Below are 17481 nucleotides of genomic sequence, written 5' to 3' on the forward strand. Positions count from 1 at the left end.
GAACCTCACAGCGTTTTCAGATAGGCGAGCAGGTCTGAAAGGGCGGCGGGATCGCGCCGTGGATCGTCGATCGCCCAGGGATAATCATGCCCGGAATTGGAGTTGCCGGGTGCGGTCGTGTCGAACCGGAAATACCGTCTGTCGTCCCGTGCGGACGGGCTGTGAAACCCTGCGCGCTCGGTGTCGTAGGTGTTCCGGCCCCGGTAGAATTCCGGCCGCCTCGGCTCCAGATTGATCAGCTCGGCCAGCGTCAGCACGCTTGCATTGTGCAGGTAAGGCGCTCTGAGGAACGCGCCGTCGACAGGCCCTGCGACATAGCCGCGAATGGCAAGATTGCCGGCGTCTTCCGGCTGCGGAAAGACATCGCCCCGGTCAAATGTGAACGGATGTTCCTTGGGAAAATAGGCATGCAGTGCATCCGGCATTTCGCCGTAGTGCCGGAACATCACCCGTTCCGGATCGGTGCCGATTTCGCTCAGGGGAATGACTTCGTGTGTCCGCGGACCCGCTTCCCAGCCGTCCGCGGCCTTGTCTCCGTGACAGGACATGCAATAGCTCCGGTAAACCTCCCGGCCTCTTTGAACGGCAGCCGGATCCGGCGGGGCCGCGGCCGGGAAGACGTCTTCGAAAGCCGGAGGCTTCAGGTCGACCGTATAGGCGATCGCCTCACGGATATTGTGGACGATCTCGGGATGCGCAAGGTTCACTTCCGTCGCACCGGCCGCCACCGCGGCCAGTGAACTGCGGGCATTGACATCGGCCACGGAGCCGTCGAACTGCGCCCGCTCACGCCAACCCTGATTGTAGATCGTGGCGATCTTGGAATGGATCGGCAGATTGTTGGCCGGATAGTGCATCACGTTGCGCAGAAGCGTGCGGAACGCCAGCGTGCGCGTCGGCCCGGTCGGCGTGACATCCTCGTCGCGCGAGCGGCCATGGCCGTAGGGTTCGTCGAAACGGGCAATGCCGTCTTCAAGGCGGTTTCTGATCTGCCGGAGCCAGAGCCCGGTCATGACGCGTTCGGGGAGCGAAAGCGTCTCGCCCGTCTTGTCCTCGTAGGCCGCCAGGATGGCCGGCACCGTCAGGCGGTAGGGCGCGGTCTCCGCCGGTTCGCCTGCCGGCGCGGGCATGCGTTCCAGGAGCGACGATTGAAAGGCGTCCAGCCACGCAAACAGGTTGATCGAAACGCTGCCTGGCCCAAGCAGGCGCACCGGCTCGGCATCGTCCGAGGTTCCGAATTCCGTGGTATGGCAGAGGGCGCAGGTGAGCGCGACAAAGGGAACAGGCGAGGGCGCTGCCGTCAAGGGCCGGTAGTTTGTCGTCGTGAAGCCGACCGGAAGGCCGTTCGGGTTGTCGGGATCGTCGAGGAAACCGAACTGGTCCACCCAGCTGCCCGCCTCCGGGCCGGCGGGCTGGAAGTGGTGCGGAAACAGGTCCGGCAGGACAAGGGCGACCGGCAGCGGCATGACCTCGGTGCCGATCGTGCCGTGCCGGAAGGCTTCGGGCGCGGCGCGCAAGTTCGGCTTGGCCCACGTGGTTTCGACATAGACGAGATAGCCGGTGGCAACCACGGCAACGAGCACGACGGCGTTCAGAACCCAGAGGGCGACGCGCCACACATAGTTCAGACGTGGAACGGAGACGGGCATGAGCGTGTCTCCTCAGGTCTGACGCGGACGCCAGGGCGCGAAGGCGCTCTGCCCGGTCGGCAGAACGCTGGCGAATTCCGGGAAATGGCGCAGGATGATGCTGGTCATCGTGTTTTCCTGGACCCAGGCAAGACCAAGCGGTGAATAGATCTCCGGGCGGAAATCGACGGTCAGGAACCGGTCCGACTGCAACCGTCGCGTTGCCATCAGAATGAAGATGCGGAACGCGGTGTCGGAGAAACCGAAGCCCGGCGGCGGCGTTTCCGCGAAGAGACCGACCATGGTGTCGATATTGTCGAACGAGCCGTAGATATCCTTCAGCAGGCGGACGTCTTCACCGTTGGCGGTGATCTCCTCCCAGCTGCGGATCGGCGGCTTGTGCAGGCCTTGCCGGAACTTGTTGTAGCGCGGAATGCCGCGCGAGCGTTCGCGCATGATATCGACGACGGAGAGATCGATGATTTCGGTCTTCAGATTGTGCGACGTGCGCGTGAAGTGCTGAAGGGCGCGCGGATAGTTGTGCAGCGTGATCGCGCCCGGATGGGCATTCCCCATCGAATAAAGGACATCCGACAGGCCGATCCGGCGCATGACTTCGTCGGTTCGAATACCCTGGATGTCATTGAATTCGAGCTTTTCACGGAAAGTGCCTGTCTGGCTGTCATGGATACGGCAGTCGTCCGGCAGAAGCGGATGCAGCCGGTAGACGGTGACGAAATCCTCCGTCAGGCAATAACGCGCGCCGTGATGGTCCGGCAGTGTTTCCGGAATGCCGCGCAGCGCGTGCGCTTCCTGAAGCCAGAGCCCCATGCGGGTAAATGCGCCCGCCGGTCCGGACCAGTTCGCATTGAGGGCAACATCGATTTCCGGTGTCGCAAGAATGGCGGGTGTCCACTCGACCGTATGGATCTTTGCAATCAGGGCAGAGATGACGAGCCGCGCGGTCTGGTAGATCCGTTCATCGTTCCAGTCCCGGTACTCCCGGCGCAGCGCGTCACAGACCGTGTTGTGCTCGCGTGCGAACAGCGTGTGCAGGGCCGAGAGGCCAAGCCACCAGCTTTCGTTGAAACCGGTGACTTCCATGCCGAGATCGTTTTCCGGCAGATAGCCGTTCTCCAGGCGCAGCATCGGACCGGTGCCATCCCTCAGCCGGTCGGATTTCTGCAGGCTGCTGCCATAGATCTCCGACCCGTCCCACCAGTGCGAGACGGTGTTCTCGAAGGTCAGCCTGTCGTCGCCCTCGGTTCCGATCGGCTGGTCCCCGGCGATCCGCATCACGGATTCTTTCTTGCCCTTGGGCGTGTTTTTCCAGGTCTGGCCTTCCGGCATCGGGACTTCCAGATCACTCTCGCCGAGAGGGCGCCGGGCGTGCTGCACCCAGTCATGTACCTGGAACTGGATCCAGGCGGCTGCAAGTACGTTGAGCGAGGTCGCCGGGATGAACGATTTCCGGTAGAGCAGCTGCTGGCTGATTTCGACCGGATTGGGCGTGTTGATGTCGTCCGGACGCGGGTCCGGCGTGAGATTGCGCCCGAACACGGCGCCGACCTTGCCCATCTCCGGAACGCTGAGATCATTCTGCGTTCCGTCGAAAAACCGGCCGTCCCAGGCCGCTTCGGGCGTCGGCCCGCCCGGCTGGGCCGCCTGCGGATTGGGTTCGACCGGTTCGCGGTCGATGAGGTTTTCCTTGCGCAACTGATGGCGCAGAAGCGACAGGTTCAGGAGTGCAACCAGATGCGGAAGCCGGTACCAGGGGCGCCAGCGATTGATGAACCCGAAGGTCGGTGCCAGCACGGCCGTGACGATCCGGTTGCGCAGCGGAATGGGTTCATAGAACCTCTTGCGGGCCCGATGCGCGGCACTGGCCGCATAGACGGCCTTGCGTGCCCGGTTGAGATTGCCAAGCGGCCGGAACCCGGGCTGCGTGTTCCAGGGGTTGAAGGCAAGCCTGTCGATGGCCGCGGCCTTGTCCTGTGCCTCGAGCGTCGTTACGTCCTGTTCGGGAACGGTGAGGCGCGCGGCAACGATCGGCGGCGACCTGTCCTCGGGCCATTCGGCGGCGGCGTCTTCGACCGGCGTGACCTCTTCGCTGACGAACCGCTGAACGCAGAATTCCCAGCTGACCTCTTCTTCCTGGACCCTTTTCGTGATCTCGCTGCGCAGGTAATTCGGATCTGTCGGAATGTCCGTCTCCGAGCCTGCTTCGGGCTCTCCGGATGCGGGCCGGATAAAATATCTGACCGGACCGGCGTCGCCCCACAGGATCGCGCCGCGGCTCCAGAAACTTTCCTGCGAAAGCGTGTGCACCTTGCGGCCCGTTCCACCGGACACGTTGCGCAGCATGCGGATCGCCTCGCGTGGACCGACTGCGAAAAGAAGTTTGACGACCCCGATGATGCGGTTGCCGGCCATCGCGCTGGCGAAGGCAATGAACTGCTCCGCATCGCGCGCATGGGGCACGGGAAAATTGGTCATGAGGAGGTCCTGGACCTCATCTCCGGCATCGACCCGGAGCGCCGCACCCCGCAGGTCCCGCTCGCTGTCTGGCTGATGCTGACCGCTGGCGTTTGACAGGCGCAGGGTGGTGGAAAGGTCGGCGCCCTTTTGCCAATGACCTGCGACCAGGTCATCGGGCAGGTCCCCGGAAACGTGAAGGACGGCATTGTCGACCGAAAGAAGCGCCTTGGCGTGCTGGGCGCGGTCAATACGCAGCGCGCCGGACCGTCGGCGCACCTTGTCCTGAACCTTCAGGATGGTCGCCGCAAACCGCTCGAAGTCGCGCCGTTCCTGCTCGGCTCCGCCTCTCTCGTCACTGTACCTCTCCCACTTCGTTATGCCGGCAAGATCGCCCGTTTTTTCTTCAGTGGTTTGGTCTTCTGGTTCCAACATACACGTACCCTCACAACCAATAAGAGAAAAATCAGAAAAACAAGAAAAGAATATAAACTGTTGTAAAGTATTATATTTCTGATTTATTTCATTTTCAATGCTCTTACATGTCAGTGCTTGATGGATACATTAATTACGTTACGAAAGTAGAGGAAGTCATTTAGGGAAAAGGGGAATTTTGAAATGAGAAATTTGTTTAATTTACTTGACGGGTTCGGGGCGTGAGTGTTGTCACGGTCTGGCTCGGGGCGCAGGAGAAAGAGCGTTTCAGTCTACAACCCGGAAAACGGCACCGCCGGCGGTCAAAGACCTCTGCCGGGTGGAAATCTGAACCCGTATTGACCTGAGGAGCGGGTGCAATGGCCTTGCAACGCGGTAAATTCGCCGCGCATTTGAACCCGGCCGGCCCTTGTTAAGGTCGCATTTACCATAATACTGTTGCCTGCTTTTGATGTTGATTTTGTTGTTAGGGTCCTGACCTAGTTGAGGGAAACACGCCGGTCAGGGGTGCATGAGGCGTTTCGAACCGGCAGAGTTGCCGGAATGCCCCTGCCAGCGTGAATGAGCCAAAGGACACGTACATGTCGCGAAAACTGAGCCGCCGCAGCCTGGTGTTTTCTGTTCCTTTTCTTCTGGCAGCCTGCCAGGGCCAGCAGAAATCGACTGTTCAGGCCGGCCTGACACCGCTGGCTGACGGCACGCCGAATTATGCGTCCGCCTATGCCCCGGTCCGCGATGGCGGATTTTCTCTGCCGGGCATCGACTATCAGTCCTTCGATCCGAAGTATCTGCGCCAGACCGTGTTTTATCCGACACGGTATCCGGCCGGCACGATCGTCGTCGATCCGAGAAAGAAGTTCCTCTATCTGGTCGAACCGGGCGGACGGGCAATCCGCTACGGCATTGGCGTCGGCCGGGCAGGCTTTGCCTGGAACGGTGAAGCGGTGATCCGCTTCAAGCGTGAATGGCCCAAATGGTTCCCGCCCGACGAAATGATCGAGCGCGACCCGAAGCTGGAAAAATACCGGGATGGCCAGGAAGGCGGCCCGGGCAACCCGATCGGTGCCCGCGGCCTCTATCTCTGGCAGGGCAACAAGGACACGCTCTACCGCATTCACAGCACCAATCAGCCGCGCAGCATCGGGACCAATGCGTCCAGCGGCTGTATCCGCATGTGGCACCAGGACATCATCGATCTCTACAAGCGCGTCGATGTCGGCACCAAGGTCGTCGTTCTAGGCTGACCCTCAGCCCGTCCCGTTCACCTGCGCGTCAAAGAATGGCTCGGGACTGTCCGTTTCCGTCAGCCGTTTGCCGTCGATCAGCCAGAACCGTGTTCCGACATTGCGGACAAAGGTCCGGTCGTGGCTGACGATCAGCGCGGTTGCCTTGTGAACCAGCAATTCGTGCTCGAGCGCCTCCTGGCCGTCAATGTCGAGGTGGTTGGTCGGCTCGTCGAGTATGTAGAAGTTCGGCCGTTTGAGCCGCAGAAGCAGCATCGCCAGCCGGCTGCGTTGTCCGCCGGAAAGCGTCGAAATGCTTTTTTCCTGCAGGTCGATGGAAAGCCCGGCTTCGGCGAGTAGCGCGCGCGCCCTGTTGTCGCCGACATCGGACGCCTCCGTAACCGCCGACAGCGGGTTCTTGAAGCGGTTCAGTTGCGACAGGTTCTGATCCGACACTCCTGAAACGGCGGAAGGCGCAACACGCGTGTCGGCGGTCTCGGCCCCGACGGCGTCCATGATCCTTGACAGGAACCGCGATTTTCCGCTGCCGTTCGCTCCCAGAACGACCACGCGGTCGCCGGGATTGATCCAGAGCTGCGGAAGTTTGAACAGCACGCGTCCGCCCGGAACCGTCACGAAGGATTCGGCCAGGCTGACCAGCGCCTTTGCATGGACGCCTGAATTTTCCAGCCGGATCTTGCCCGCAGAGTGGGGTCTTTCGGCGGGCCTGGCGGCGGTCTCTATCTTGTCCGCCCGTTCTTTCAGCTGCTTGGTCTTGCTGAGCAACAGGTCGGACCCCGAGTTGACGCCGATATTCTTCAGTTTTGCAGCCTTGCGCCGGAGCTGGTTCGCCTTGGACATGTCGTTCTGAAACCGGCGTTCGGCGGCACTGTCCAGTTCCGCAAGGCTTTGACGCGCGTTGGTGTAGGGCAGCGAAAACAGCTGCGATTCCTCGCGGCGCAGGAAGAGGGTGCGGTTGCAGACGGCATCGAGGAACGCGCGGTCATGGCTCGCGATGATCATCGGTGTGCCGCGGGCAACCGTTGCCATCCAGTCCTGCAGAATGCCGATCCGGCCGAGATCCAGGTGGTTCGTCGGCTCGTCCAGCAACAGCACATCGGGTTCGCTTGCCCAGGCGCGGGCGAGAAGCGCAACCCGTTGCCAGCCGCCCGACAAATTGGTCAAGGGCTGATGCCAGTTGCTTTCCGGAACGGCGAGATCGTTCAACGCGATATCGACGCGCCAGCTCTCCGTCTCCATCTCGTCCGGCGCGAGGGCGGACAGGACGGCGTCGTAAAGGGGCAGGTTCGCAAGATTGTCGGGGACATCCTGGGACACGAGCCCGACCTTGGTGCCCCTTGCCAGCGTCATCTCGCCGTGGGTTGCCTCGGCAAGGCCGGCCATGACGCGCAGCAAGGTGGATTTTCCCGTGCCGTTTGCCGCGACGAGGCCGATCCGGTCGCCCTTTTCAAGGCTCAGGTTCAGGTTTTCAAACAGGGGTGAGGAGAGAACAACGCCGAGATTGCGCAGATTGATCAAAGACATGAATCACAACTTTCAAACCGGGATACGCGGCTCGCTGAGCCGCCTCGTGGGCAGATCGTCGTGACGTTGATGATGTCCTTCGATCAGCCCTACAAACGCGTTTGCAGGGCCTGGACGGGACCGCGGGTTCGATCATGATATCGAAAATATGTCATGTGATCCTCCTGCGGTTCGTGTTGAGTTCACGCGCCAAGCTAGTCCGGCTGCTTCATTCAGTCAATTGCCTTGAATAGCTGTTGGCGCCGATGAAACCGGCGGACGCATGGTTCGGCCACGGATCAGGCCGGCGCGAACATGTCCTTGTAGGCATCGCGCAGGACGTTCTTCTGCACCTTGCCCATCGTGTTGCGCGGCAACTCGTCCAGCAGGATGAGTTTTCGCGGATGCTTGAACCGGGCGAGCGATGCCTTGACCGCGTCATGCATCGCATCGAGGTCCGGGGACGTGTTTTTCTCCGGTACAATCACACCCAGCACCGTTTCACCGAAATCGGGATGCGGCACGCCGATCACCGCACTTTCCAGAACGCCGGGCTGATCGTCGAGGACAAGCTCGATCTCTTTCGGATAGATGTTGTAGCCGCCGGAAATGATCAGGTCCTTGTTCCGTCCGACGATGTGAACATATCCGTCATCGTCTATGCGGCCGAGATCACCAGTGATGAAAAACCCGTCGCCGCGCAGTTCTGCGGCTGTTTTCTCCGGCATCTGCCAATAACCCGTGAAGACATTGGGGCCGCGCACTTCGATCTGGCCGACGTCGCCCTGGGGCAGGCTCGCCCCGCTTTCCGGGTCGGTGATCTTCAACTCGACGCCCGGAAGCGGGAAGCCGACGGTTCCCGCACGCCGCTCGCCGTCATAGGGGTTGGACGTGTTCATGTTCGTTTCGGTCATGCCGTACCGTTCCAGGATACGGTGACCCGTCCGTTCCTCGAACTGGATATGCGTCTCGGCGAGAAGTGGCGCGGAACCGGAAACGAACAGACGCATATGGGCCGTCAGATCCTTTGTGAACCGGGGATCGTCAAGGAGGCGTGTGTAGAATGTCGGCACGCCCATCATCGAGGTTGCCTCGGGCATGTGTGCAATGATCTCGTCCACGTCGAATTTCGGCATGAAGATCATGCTGCCGCCAGCCGCAAGGATCACATTCGTTGCAACGAAAAGGCCATGCGTGTGGAAGATCGGCAGCGCATGCAAGAGGACATCCGCGTTCGAGAAGCGCCACTCCCTGACGAGTGTCTGGGCGTTGGACAGGAGATTGTTCTGCGTGAGCATGGCGCCCTTGGACCGGCCCGTCGTTCCGGACGTGTAGAGAAAGGCGGCCAGGTCATCGCCGCTGCGCTCCACGGTGGCAAAGTGCGGTTCCATGCCGCTCGCCCCCGTGCTCAGGGAGCCCGAACCGTCCGCATTCAGCGTTTCGAGCCTTGCCCCCAGGCTGTCCGCAACCGGCTTGAGATCGGCTTCGCTTTTGCTGTCGCAGACGACCAGGGATGCACCGCTATTGTCGATGAAATAGGTCAGTTCCTCGACCGTATAGGCCGTGTTGAGCGGCAGGAACACCAGACCGGCCTGCGCGCAGGCGGCGTAAAGGGCAAGCGCTTCCGGCGACTTTTGAACCTGAACGGCAACGCGGTCGCCGGCGGTCAGGCCGAGCCCTGTCAGAAAATTGGCAGTCCTGGCGGCCTTTTCCAGAAACGCCTGATGGGTAACGGTGTGCCCGTCCAGCAATCGCAGAAACGGCGTCGTCTTGCCGGCATGAATGCCAAAAAGGCTGTCAAAGAGTGGGTTTGGCATTGGCGTCGCCTTTTCTGTTCTTGTTGAGCGCAGCCGATCGTGCGAGCGACCTGACTGCGTCCGTGGCCATGACTTCCTGCGTCGTTGCGAATTTTTCGTGGTTTTGCGCCACTTTGGAGAGATCGTAAAGATAATTCACCATCGCACCGCCCGACTGGGCCTGGCCCTTTTCGGACGTGTCGGCCCCGGCGTGGACGGCATGAACGATCGCGCCGTTGCCGAGGTGAAACCGGGCGACAGGATCGAAGGGCCGCTCTCCCCGCGACTTGGCATTCAAGAGATAGTGCGCCGCCTTGGCCTTTATCTCGTCCGGTTGATCATCTGTCCACGCGTCGCCTTCTCGTTCCAGCCAGCGTGTCAGGCCGGGGATGGGAGACAGGGTCACGAATGTCTTCAGTCCGCCGAGCTCGGCCGCAAGGTCGGAAGCGACCTGCTTGATCAGCGAGTTCCCGAAGGAAATGTTGGCCAGACCAGCCTGGCAATTCGAGATCGAATAGAACACCGCCGTGTCGGCATCTTCGGCCGCGTGTGCTTCCCGGTCCTCAGCCAGAAGGGATTGTATGGAATTGGCAATGCCCTTGGTCAGGGCGACCTCCACGAAAATCAGCGGTTCGTCCGGCATGGAGGGATGAAAGAAGGCGAAGCAGCGCCGGTCCGCCGGTTCCAGGCGACGGCGCAGGTCATCCCAGCTGTCAATCGCGTGCACGGCTTCATAGGCGATGATCTTTTCCAGTATGTGCGCCGGGCTTTCCCAGTTGATCGGCCTGAGCACCAGGAAGCCGCGATTGAACCAGGACGCGAACAGATGCCTGAGATCGAGATCGAGCGCATCCAGATCCGGTTCCTGTTTGCCGAGCCTGAGGAGGTCCGCACGCATGTCGACGAGCGTGCCCGTTGCGCCCGGCACCCTGTTGAGGCGCCGGAAAAGCTCCTGCCGGCGTGGCTCGGCGGCCGTCATGAAATCCCGGTAGGTCGCCTTGGACGGTGACCGTTCATAGGCATTGAGTGCGGCGCGCACCTTTTCCGGGTCGATGTTGAGCCTGCCGGCGATCGTCTGGAAGAAGACGAGTTTTTCGTCGTCATTCAGGTTCTCGAACCCGGACAGGATATCCTGCGCAAGGGCGAGGCCCGACGTCTCGCCCGCCGAGCCGACCAATTCGTCGGCAAGGTCTTCCAGCGGCCGCTCATTGCTGAAATAGCGCCCGGGGAGCCGGTAACGGCGCTCGAAGACCGTCGATAGAAGGTCGGCTAACAGCGTCATACCGCTTTCCCCATGACCACGTCGGGAAGCCAGGTCGCCAGTTCCGGAAACAGGCACAGGAGAATGATCGCCAGCACCATGCATCCGACAAACGGCAGGGAACCGGTCAGGATCGTCTTCAGTGAAATATCTGGCGCGATGCCGTTGATCACGTATAGGTTCAGGCCCACGGGCGGGGAGATCAGGCCGATTTCCATGTTGATCGTCAGGACCACCGCAAACCAGATCGGGTCGAAACCTGCTGTCGTGATGATCGGCAGGAGGATCGGAGCCGCCATCAGAATGACGGCGACCGGCGGCAGGAAGAAACCGGCGATCAGCAGGAAGATGTTGACCGCCCCCATCAGGACCCAGCGGTTGACGTCCAGCGTGCCGATCCACTCAGCGATCGACTGTGTGATGAAAAGCGAGCTGAGCATATAGGAGAACACGCCTGCGGCAGCGATGATGAACAGGATCATCACCGATTCCTTGGTGCTGTCCCGCAGCACCACCCAAAGCGCCTGGGGCTGCCAGAGCTTGTAGATGATCATTGCGATCATCAGGCACAGTAGCGCACCCACCGCAGCGGTCTCCGACGGTGTTGCGACCCCGCCATACATGGCATAGAGAACGCCCAGGATGATGGCGATGAAGGGCAGGACGCGCGGCAGGATTTCAAACCGCTGCCCCCATGTGTAACTGCCCGAACTCAGGCGTTTGCCTTCGCCCGACCGCCAGGTCGAATAGAGCGACCAGGCCATGAACAGGCCGACCAGCAGCAGTCCGGGGATGACGCCGGCAAGGAACAGGCGGCCGATCGAGGTCTCGGTCGCGATGCCGTAGACGATCATCGTCACCGAGGGCGGGATCAGGATACCGAGGGTTCCGCCCGCGGCGATCGAGCCGGCGGCGACACCGTCCGGATAGCCGCGCTTGCGCATTTCCGGAATGCCCATCTTGCCGATGGCAGCGCATGTCGCCGGCGACGATCCGGACATGGCCGCGAACAGCGCGCACGCCCCCAGATTGGAGACCACCAGGCCACCCGGGACGCGCGTCAGCCATCGTTCCAGCGCTTCGTAGAGATCGGCCCCGGCGCGCGTCGACGCGATCGATGCGCCCATGATGATGAACATCGGGATCGACAGGAGCGCGAAATTGTCGAGCTTGCCGAACAGGATTTCCGGCATGAGTTCCAGCGAACGGGGACCGTCGAAGATGATCAGGAAACCGGCGGAAACGATCAGGAGGCCGATGGCGACCGAAACGCCGGAGAAAAGAACAAGGATTGTGGCGATGGCAACGATCGCACCAAGAAGAAGGGGATCCATCTCGCTTACTCCAGGCCAAACGGTTTGTCGGTTCCGGTCAGGACGGCCACCAGGTCAGCGATCAGCTGAAGCAGGAGCAGGCCGAAGCCGATCGGAATGGCGAGATAGGGGATCCAGAGCCTGACGCCCCAGACCGTGTCGGAGCGCCAGCCGCGATCCCAGGCGAAGTGCCAGTATTCAAAGCCGTACCACAGCATGATCGACACGATGACGATCGACAGGACGGACGTGAGCATGGCGAGCAGGAACCGAGCACGGGGGCCGAGCGAGAGCGGAATGAGATCGACGTTCACGTGCCCGCGCAGGCGCTGGACATAGGGCAGTCCGACCAGTGTCGCCGCGATCACGAGATAGATGACCGCCTCTGTCTGCCAGACCGTCGACCCGTTGAGAACGAACCGCACGAAGATCATCTGGCAGGTGATCGCCACGGCGGCGACGATCATGGCCGACGAGCACCAGCCTGCCAGGGTTGAGATGGCTGCGACGGCGCGCAGGAACGGGTTGTTTCCCGTGCGCGCGGCAACAGCAGAGCTATGGCCGGCCATTACCGACTCCCTCAAGATCCGGGATTGAAAGAAAAAGAGTGGCGGCCATCGGCCGCCACCTGGCATGTCACTCTACGGCGAGAGCCTTGTCGAGCAGATCCTGCCCATCCGGAACCTCTTCGACGAATTTCTGGTACGAGGTCTCCATTGCCAGTTTGCGCCAGGCTTCGAAGTCTTCCGGGCTCATCTGTGCAATCTCGACACCGGCTTCCTCAAACACCTGGACGGAGGCCGCATCCTGTTTCTTCGCCTCTGCAAGGTAGAACGCCTCGGCCTTTTCAGCACCGGCCAGAAGGGCCTGCTGCTGCGCTTCGGTGAGACCCTCGAAGGTCGACTTGTTCATCAGAAGCGGCTGGTACATGAACCAGAGAGCAACGTCGCCCGCAGGTGTGTAGCACTTGACCTGTTCGTAGATGCGGTAGGAGACGAACGAGGAAGACGACGTGTTGGCCGCCTGCAGAACGCCCGTCTGCATGGCGTTGTAGATCTCCGAAGACGCCATGGAGGCGATCGAGGCGCCTGCGCCTGCAAGCATCTGTTCGAAGGACTTGCCTGCCGCGCGCGTCTGCAATCCTTTCACATCGTCCGGGCTGGTGATGCACTTGTCGGTTCCGGCGAATCCGCCGGCCAGGTAGCCATGGACCAGAACCATCACGTCATCGTCGGCCATTTTCGCTTCCAGGGCGTCCATGAACGGCGAATCGCTGAGCCGGGCCGCGTGGTCGTGGTTCTTCACCAGACCCGGCATGAGGGTCAGGTTGTAGGCCGGCTGCTGGCCGCCCGCGTAGCTCAGCGGGAACACGGTCATGTCGAGCTGGCCGCGGCTGAGCGGCTTGTATTGCTCGCGCGGTTTGAACAGGGACTTCGAGCCGAAGATCTTGATCTCCAGATCGACATCCGCGGCCGCGACTTCATCAGCCACGATCTGCGCGACCTGATGGCGGACATCCTTGTTGGACCATTGGTGAGACAGCCGGAGCTCCGTCGCCTGAACAAGCGTCGCAGTGCTCATGACGGCAAGGGCTGCCACCGCGCCTTTCAAAATTGATTTCATGTTTTCCTCCCGAAGTGCCCGAACGGGAATTTCTCCCGGACGGCGCGCGCAGTGTAAGATCGTTCTGTATTTTTAGTCAACAATCTTGTATACAAAAATTACGGGTTTGCGTTTCAGCGCCCGCCGAACTAGAAGAAATGTCATGGAACAACGGCGTGCCGACAACATTGCTGAAGCGCTTGAGGAGCACATTTTCAGCGGCATTTTCCAGAACGGGGACCGTCTCGACGAGGTGAGGCTCGCCGAGCAATTCGGCGTATCCAGGACACCGCTGCGCGAAGCGCTTCAAAGGCTGGCGCTGTCGGGGCTGGTTGAGCTCGTGCCGCGGCGCGGCGCGTTCGTGCGCCAGCCCGGACCGATCGAACTGATGGAGATGTTCGAGGTCATGGCGGAGCTTGAAGCCGTGTGTGGCCGCCTGGCCGCACTCAGGATTTCCGATGAGGCGATTGAAGAACTTCGGGACGCGAATGCCAGGTGCCAGATGGCCGTCGAGGCCCGGGACACGGACGGCTACTACGCCGAAAACGAACGCTTCCACAAGACGATCTACCGGCAATCGGGCAACGGTTTCCTGGAGCAGGAAGCGACGAAACTGCACAAGCGCCTGAAGCCGTTCCGGCGGCAGCAGCTGAAGTTCCGGGGACGCATGGCCCAGTCCATGGCCGAACACGAGGCGATCGTCGAGGCCCTGTCGAACGGTAACCCGGAAGAGGCGGCCGGTGCCCTGCGCAATCATGTCGCTGTTCAGGGCGAGAAGTTCCACAATCTGATGTCGAGCCTGAAGCAAAAGGCCGGATAGAACTGTCCGCGCCCGTGCCCGGCGTTGCCCGGCAAGAAGGCCTACGTGGTTTTTCAGATTGACCTTCCAGTGACTGGAGGCCCTAACTGACGCGTGTAATCAGTCTTGATGAAGAGCGCGCCGATCATGCAGGAAACCGTTGCCACTTTGGAAAGCCCCACAGATGCCGATCAGGCCGTCGACCCGGTCTGCGGCATGTCGGTGACGCTGGGCAAGGGCAAGCCGTCGCTGAAATACAGGGGCGAGACCTATCACTTCTGCAATCCGAAGTGCCACGACAAGTTCGACGCCGACCCCTACTTCTACCTGTCCGGCAACAATGAGAAAAAGAAGAAGCTGGATGCGGAAAAATCCGCCTCCGGTGCGCTTTTCACCTGCCCGATGGATCCGGAAATCGTTCAGGAAGGTCCGGGCACATGTCCCATCTGCGGCATGGCACTGGAGCCGATGAGCGGCGTGTCGGACGAACCCAACCACGAACTGATCGATTTCACCCGCCGTCTCCGGGTAAGCGTTGCTGCCGCCATTCCGCTCCTCGTCCTGACCATGGGACCGATGGTCGGGGTGCCGGTCCGCGACTGGATCGGCGAAGGTGTTGCCATCTATCTGGAGGCCATTCTGGCGACGCCGGTCGTTCTGTGGGCCGCCCTGCCGTTTTTCCAGCGGGGCTGGACGTCGCTTGTCACCCGGCATTTCAACATGTGGACCCTGATCATGATCGGGGTCGGCACGGCCTATCTCTATTCCATGATCGCGGCCTTCCTGCCGTTCCTGTTCCCGGAGGCACTGAAAAGCGCGGGCGGACACATGCCTGTCTACTTCGAGGCGGCCGTCGTGATCATCGCCCTGGTTTTTGTCGGTCAGGTCCTGGAACTGAACGCGAGAGAACGCACCGGGGACGCCATCCGCGCCCTGCTCGATCTTGCGCCCAAGACGGCGCGGCGCGTCGCCGATGACGGTGAAGAATATGACGCGCCTCTGGAAAACATCCTGGCCGGCGACCGGCTGCGTGTTCGTCCCGGCGAAGCGGTGCCGGTCGACGGCGTCGTGCTGGAGGGAAGCTCGTCCGTCGACGAAAGCCTCGTCACGGGTGAACCGGTGCCGGTGCAAAAACAGCCCGGAGCCAAGGTCACGGGCGGTACGCTCAACAAGACCGGTTCCGTGATCATGCAGGCGCAGCTCGTCGGCGAGGACACGATGCTCGCCAAAATCGTTGACATGGTCGCTTCCGCGCAACGCTCCCGCGCACCGATCCAGGGCCTCGCGGATCGTGTCGCAAGTTATTTCGTTCCCACCGTTGTCGCGGTCGCGGTGCTCGCCTTTTTCGCCTGGCTGGTCTTCGGGCCCAGCCCGTCACTCGTGCACGGCATCGTTGCCGCCGTTTCGGTCCTGATCATCGCGTGTCCCTGCGCGCTCGGGCTTGCAACCCCCATGTCGATCATGACGGCAACGGGCCGGGGTGCACAGGCCGGTGTGCTCGTGAAGACCGCCGAAAGCCTGGAACACCTGGCTGAGGTCGATGTCATCGTCGTCGACAAGACCGGTACCCTGACGGAGGGCCGGCCTGTTGTGACCGACATCCTGCCGAATGACGGTGTGAGCGAAGACCATCTGCTCGGCCTTGCGGCCGCGCTTGAAAAGGGATCGGAGCACCCTCTAGCGGAGGCGATCCTGGAGGTGACGCGCAAGCGGGACGTGGATATCCCGGCGATGACCGGTTTCGAGGCCGTGACGGGCAAGGGCGTGACGGCAATGATCGGAAACAGCCGCGTCATCTTCGGCAATGCGGCATTCGCAAGCGAAACGGGAGCCGATCTCGATACGCTGCAGGGCCGCGCCGAAGAGCTTGCCGAACTCGGCAAGACAGTCATGTTTCTTGTGCAGGATTTTGCCGGTCAGCCCTTACTCCAGGGCGCGATTGCAGTCGCCGATCCGGTGAAGCACAACGCCAAGGCGGCGATCGACGCGCTTCATGCCGACGGCGTCAAGATCGTCATGGCAACGGGTGACGCGCCACGAACGGCCGGGGCGGTTGCTGCCGCGCTTGGCATCGACGAGGTCCACGCCGGTGTCCTGCCGCAAGACAAGCAGAAACTCGTCGAAGACCTCAAGGCTGGTGGCCACCGGGTCGCCATGGCGGGCGACGGGGTCAACGACGCACCGGCTCTGGCTGCCGCCGATGTCGGCCTCGCCATGGGAACCGGAGCGGATGTTGCGGTCGAAAGCGCTGGCCTGACCCTGCTCAAGGGGGATCTGGAAGGCATCCTCCAGGCACGGACGCTCGCCAGCGCGACGGTAAAGAACATCCGTCAGAACCTCTTCTTTGCCTTTGCCTATAACTCGGTCGGGGTACCGATTGCGGCGGGCATACTCTACCCGGTGCTGGGGGTCTTGTTGTCGCCGATGCTGGCGGCAGCGGCGATGAGCCTGTCTTCGGTTTCCGTGATCACGAATGCGTTGCGTTTGCGCACACTGAAGCTTTGAGGTCCTGAAATGAACATCGGAACCGCATCTGAACAAAGCCGGCTTCCCGTCAAGACGATCCGCTACTATGAGGATATCGGTCTCGTCACGCCGCTCCGCAGCGAAAACGGTTATCGCGACTTCTCGGACACGGACCTGCAGACGCTGAAATTCCTTCAGCGGGCGCGCAGTCTCGGGTTTTCCATCGAGGAATGCCGCGAGTTGCTGTCGCTCTATGAAGACGGCAACAGGGCCAGCGCCGATGTAAAGGCCATCACGCAGTCCAAGATCACCGAGATCGACCGGAAGATCGATGAACTGAGATCCCTGAAGAAAGTCCTGACGACGCTGTCCGATGCCTGTCACGGCGACAACCGGCCGACCTGTCCGATCATTGATGATCTTGCCGGCAGGAGCGATCCGAAGAAGGACAGCAAGGAGCAATCGGGATGAGCCGGGCGCGGATCCTGACAACGGCCGCTGTGTCGCTCGCCCTGGTCCTGGGCGGCGCTGCTTTCTGGCTGTCACAGCATCAGCAGGCATCGCAACCCTCCGGGGCCGGCGGTGCGATGGTTCAGGTTCGCGTGCCGGAGTTGTCTGGGGTTGCGCTGGAAGGGCAGGCACTCTTCCAGGGCAACTGCGCCATGTGTCACGGAGATCTTGCTGACGGGCGCCAGGGAATGGGGCCGCCTCTGGTCCACAAGATCTATGAGCCGGGTCATCACTCCGACGGCTCGTTTTACCTGGCGGCTGCACAGGGAGTGCGCGCGCACCATTGGCGCTTCGGCAACATGCCGCCCGTGGTGACGGTGAGCCAGGACGATGTGGGAAAGATTGTTGCATTTGTGAGGTCGCTGCAGCGAGCCAACGGTATCTACTAGTCACCTGAATCTGAAGTTCGTCTCATTTTGCCGCGGGCTTCGAACGAACTTCAGATTCAA

General features: G+C 61.4%; 13 protein-coding genes. 5 read left to right on the forward strand and 8 right to left on the reverse strand.

Annotated features, from left to right (window positions below; translation table 11 throughout):
• Positions 1-5: 5 nt before the first annotated feature.
• Both ACO07N_RS12100 and ACO07N_RS12105 read right to left on the reverse strand, forming a co-directional pair.
• Entirely contained in the window at positions 6-1649 is a 1644-nt protein-coding gene (locus tag ACO07N_RS12100) for a c-type cytochrome (RefSeq protein ID WP_421981255.1), read from the reverse strand.
• Between the two features lie 12 nt (positions 1650-1661).
• A complete protein-coding gene (locus ACO07N_RS12105; RefSeq protein ID WP_421981256.1) occupies positions 1662-4538 on the reverse strand; it encodes a peroxidase family protein in 2877 nt (958 codons plus the stop codon).
• Between the two features lie 581 nt (positions 4539-5119).
• Between ACO07N_RS12105 and ACO07N_RS12110 the strand changes: the two genes are divergently transcribed.
• Positions 5120-5782, forward strand: coding sequence for a L,D-transpeptidase (locus ACO07N_RS12110; protein WP_421981257.1), 663 nt, complete (start codon positions 5120-5122; stop codon positions 5780-5782).
• 3 nt (positions 5783-5785) lie between these two features.
• Here ACO07N_RS12110 and ACO07N_RS12115 read toward each other — a convergent pair whose 3' ends face one another.
• The 6 genes from ACO07N_RS12115 to dctP all read right to left on the reverse strand — a co-directional run bounded on the left by ACO07N_RS12115 (position 5786) and on the right by dctP (position 13278).
• A complete protein-coding gene (locus tag ACO07N_RS12115) occupies positions 5786-7306 on the reverse strand; it encodes an ABC-F family ATP-binding cassette domain-containing protein (RefSeq protein WP_421981258.1) in 1521 nt (506 codons plus the stop codon).
• A gap of 278 nt (positions 7307-7584) precedes the next feature.
• Entirely contained in the window at positions 7585-9102 is a 1518-nt protein-coding gene (locus ACO07N_RS12120) for a malonate--CoA ligase (RefSeq protein WP_421981259.1), read from the reverse strand.
• Complete coding sequence (locus ACO07N_RS12125) at positions 9083-10363, reverse strand: malonyl-CoA decarboxylase (protein WP_421981260.1); 1281 nt, start codon at positions 10361-10363, stop codon at positions 9083-9085. Before ACO07N_RS12125 ends, ACO07N_RS12120 begins: the two co-directional genes overlap by 20 nt.
• On the reverse strand, positions 10360-11676 hold the full coding sequence (locus ACO07N_RS12130) for a TRAP transporter large permease (RefSeq protein ID WP_421981261.1): 1317 nt from the start codon (positions 11674-11676) through the stop codon (positions 10360-10362). The genes ACO07N_RS12125 and ACO07N_RS12130 overlap by 4 nt, the downstream gene beginning before the upstream one ends.
• 5 nt (positions 11677-11681) lie before the next feature.
• Positions 11682-12224, reverse strand: a complete 543-nt coding sequence (locus ACO07N_RS12135) for a TRAP transporter small permease (protein WP_421981262.1) — start codon at positions 12222-12224, stop codon at positions 11682-11684.
• A 67-nt stretch (positions 12225-12291) separates the two neighbouring features.
• Positions 12292-13278: a TRAP transporter substrate-binding protein DctP gene (gene dctP, locus ACO07N_RS12140; RefSeq protein WP_421981263.1), complete on the reverse strand. Its 987-nt coding sequence runs from the start codon at positions 13276-13278 to the stop codon at positions 12292-12294.
• 142 nt (positions 13279-13420) lie between these two features.
• Here dctP and ACO07N_RS12145 point away from each other — a divergent pair, with 142 nt between their 5' ends.
• From ACO07N_RS12145 to ACO07N_RS12160, 4 genes are all read left to right on the forward strand, one after another.
• The gene (locus ACO07N_RS12145) at positions 13421-14077 is read left to right on the forward strand and encodes a GntR family transcriptional regulator (RefSeq protein ID WP_421981264.1); all 657 of its coding nucleotides are present in this window, start codon (positions 13421-13423) and stop codon (positions 14075-14077) included.
• A 108-nt stretch (positions 14078-14185) separates the two neighbouring features.
• The gene (locus tag ACO07N_RS12150; RefSeq protein WP_421981265.1) at positions 14186-16561 is read left to right on the forward strand and encodes a heavy metal translocating P-type ATPase; all 2376 of its coding nucleotides are present in this window, start codon (positions 14186-14188) and stop codon (positions 16559-16561) included.
• A 9-nt stretch (positions 16562-16570) separates the two neighbouring features.
• The gene (gene cueR / locus ACO07N_RS12155) at positions 16571-16993 is read left to right on the forward strand and encodes a Cu(I)-responsive transcriptional regulator (protein ID WP_421981266.1); all 423 of its coding nucleotides are present in this window, start codon (positions 16571-16573) and stop codon (positions 16991-16993) included.
• Positions 16990-17421, forward strand: a complete 432-nt coding sequence (locus ACO07N_RS12160; protein ID WP_421981267.1) for a c-type cytochrome — start codon at positions 16990-16992, stop codon at positions 17419-17421. The genes cueR and ACO07N_RS12160 overlap by 4 nt, the downstream gene beginning before the upstream one ends.
• Positions 17422-17481: the final 60 nt, after the last annotated feature.

It is taken from the genome of Roseibium sp., from assembly GCF_965229775.1.
Classification (GTDB): domain Bacteria; phylum Pseudomonadota; class Alphaproteobacteria; order Rhizobiales; family Stappiaceae; genus Roseibium.